The following is a 3,349-nucleotide window of genomic DNA, read 5'->3' on the forward strand; positions in this document are numbered from 1 at the left end:
GTTTGGTGATGTTGTGGGTGTTGTTGGTAAGTCCTCGGCCGATTAGTACCAGTCACCTGAACACATTGCTGTGCGTACAGTTCTGGCCTATCAACCCCATGGTCTGTGGGGGGCCTTAACCCCGCGAAGGGGGTGAGAAACCTCATCTTGGAACAGGCTTCCCGCTTAGATGCTTTCAGCGGTTATCCCTTCCGAACGTAGCTAACCAGCGGTGCCCCTGGCGGGACAACTGGCACACCAGAGGTTCGTCCGTCCCGGTCCTCTCGTACTAGGGACAGGTTTCCTCAAGTTTCTTACGCGCGCGGCGGATAGAGACCGAACTGTCTCACGACGTTCTAAACCCAGCTCGCGTGCCGCTTTAATGGGCGAACAGCCCAACCCTTGGGACCTACTCCAGCCCCAGGATGCGACGAGCCGACATCGAGGTGCCAAACCATCCCGTCGATATGGACTCTTGGGGAAGATCAGCCTGTTATCCCCGGGGTACCTTTTATCCGTTGAGCGACACCGCTTCCACTTGCCGGTGCCGGATCACTAGTCCCGACTTTCGTCCCTGCTCGACATGTACGTCTCACAGTCAAGCTCCCTTGTGCACTTACACTCAACACCTGATTGCCAACCAGGCTGAGGGAACCTTTGGGCGCCTCCGTTACCTTTTAGGAGGCAACCGCCCCAGTTAAACTACCCACCAGGCACTGTCCCTGAACCCGATCAGGGTCCGAGGTTAGAAGTCCAATACGATCAGAGTGGTATTTCAACAACGACTCCATGAACACTGGCGTGCCCACTTCACAGTCTCCCACCTATCCTACACAAACCGAACCGAACACCAATACCAAGCTATAGTGAAGGTCCCGGGGTCTTTTCGTCCTGCCGCGCGTAACGAGCATCTTTACTCGTACTGCAATTTCGCCGAGTCTGTGGTTGAGACAGCAGAGAAGTCGTTACGCCATTCGTGCAGGTCGGAACTTACCCGACAAGGAATTTCGCTACCTTAGGATGGTTATAGTTACCACCGCCGTTTACTGGGGCTTAAATTCTCAGCTTCACCACCGAAGTGATTAACCGGTCCTCTTAACCTTCCAGCACCGGGCAGGCGTCAGTCCGTATACATCGTCTTACGACTTCGCACGGACCTGTGTTTTTAGTAAACAGTCGCTTCTCTCTGGTCTCTGCGACCCACACCAGCTCAGACCGAAAAGATCGTCACCAGGATGGGTCCCCCTTCTCCCGAAGTTACGGGGGCATTTTGCCGAGTTCCTTAACCACAGTTCTCTCGATCGCCTTAGTATTCTCTACCTGACCACCTGTGTTGGTTTGGGGTACGGGCCGTGTACCAACTCACTAGAGGCTTTTCTCGGCAGCATAGGATCATGGAATTCGCCACAACGGCTACGCATCACCTCTCAGGCTCTGTGAGTGACGGATTTGCCTATCACTCGCCCTACAGGCTTACACCAGTACAACCACTGACTGGCCCCACTACCTTCCTGCGTCACCCCATCGCTTGCCTACTACCAGCCAAGGTCCCATGCATCACCCCAACTCGGCACCCGAAGGTGCTCCCGGGGGATCAGGATGGTTAGTACAACTGATTCAGCATGGGCGCGGATACACGGGTACGGGAATATCAACCCGTTGTCCATCGACTACGCCTGTCGGCCTCGCCTTAGGTCCCGACTCACCCTGGGCGGATTAGCCTGGCCCAGGAACCCTTGGTCATTCGGCGGCAGAGTTTCTCACTCTGCTTTCGCTACTCATGCCTGCATTCTCACTCCCACACCCTCCACACCTGGATCACTCCGGCGCTTCCACGGATGCAGGACGCTCCCCTACCCACCCACACACCTGGTCGACCCTCCGTAAAAGATCGACGGGCTAACGTGTGAGTGCCGCGGCTTCGGCGGTGTACTTGAGCCCCGCTACATTGTCGGCGCAGGATCACTTGACCAGTGAGCTATTACGCACTCTTTCAAGGGTGGCTGCTTCTAAGCCAACCTCCTGGTTGTCTTCGCGACCCCACATCCTTTTCCACTTAGTACACGCTTAGGGGCCTTAGCCGGCGATCTGGGCTGTTTCCCTCTCGACTACGAACCTTATCGCCCGCAGTCTCACTGCCACACTCTCACTTACCGGCATTCGGAGTTTGGCTGACGTCAGTAACCCTGTGGGGCCCATCGGCCATCCAGTAGCTCTACCTCCAGTAAGAAACATGTGACGCTGCACCTAAATGCATTTCGGGGAGAACCAGCTATCACGGAGTTTGATTGGCCTTTCACCCCTACCCACAACTCATCCCCTCCATTTTCAACTGAAGTGGGTTCGGGCCTCCACGACGTCTTACCGACGCTTCACCCTGGCCATGGGTAGATCACTCCGCTTCGGGTCTAGACCCGGCGACTCTTTCGCCCTATTCAGACTCGCTTTCGCTACGGCTACCCCACACGGGTTAACCTCGCCACCGAGCACTAACTCGCAGGCTCATTCTTCAAAAGGCACGCCATCACCCGCAGCCACAAGGACTCACAGGCTTTGACGGATTGTAAGCGTCCGGTTTCAGGTACTATTTCACTCCCCTCCCGGGGTACTTTTCACCTTTCCCTCACGGTACTAGTCCGCTATCGGTCACCAGGAAGTATTCAGGCTTACCGGGTGGTCCCGGCAGATTCACAGCAGATTCCACGAGCCCGCTGCTACTTGGGGACACCGTCACGCAAGACCATGTGTTTTCAGCTACCGGACTCTCACCGACTACGGCAGACCATTCCAGGCCACTTCACCTAACACATAGTTTTCTCACTCACGCTTCCACAGGCAGATGGAAGAAGACGAACCCCACAACCCCACACACACAACCCCTACCCGGTATCACATGCGCATGGTTTAGCCTCCTCCGCTTTCGCTCGCCACTACTCACGGAATCACAATTGTTTTCTCTTCCTATGGGTACTGAGATGTTTCACTTCCCCACGTTCCCCCCACACAGCCTATACATTCAGCTGGTGGTAACACGACATCACTCGTGCTGGGTTTCCCCATTCGGACACCCTCGGATCACAGCTCGTTTGACAACTCCCCGAGGACTATCGCGGCCTACCACGTCCTTCATCGGCTCCTGGTACCAAGGCATCCACCGAGCGCCCTTACACACTTACAACAACACCTACAAACAACCCCCCACCCACAACCAACCACACAAGGCCAGCCATGAACGAGGATCGAATGTAGACATCACACAACACTACAAATTCTGCTAAATCACAGACCAGCACTCCAACAACAGTCGAAGCATTGGTTTGAAATAAAGATGCTCGCATCCACTATGCACTTCTCAAACAACACACACCCA

The 3,349-nt window shown here is 55.2% G+C and carries 1 rRNA gene; it reads right to left on the minus strand.

The features are described 5' to 3' along the window. Positions 1–22: 22 nt before the first annotated feature. A 23S ribosomal RNA gene (locus tag KB201_RS24525) occupies positions 23–3,157 on the minus strand. Between the last annotated feature and the right edge of the window lie 192 nt (positions 3,158–3,349).

Origin of the sequence: Gordonia sp. SCSIO 19800 (assembly GCF_018132775.1) — a bacterium.
Lineage (GTDB): Bacteria > Actinomycetota > Actinomycetes > Mycobacteriales > Mycobacteriaceae > Gordonia > Gordonia hongkongensis.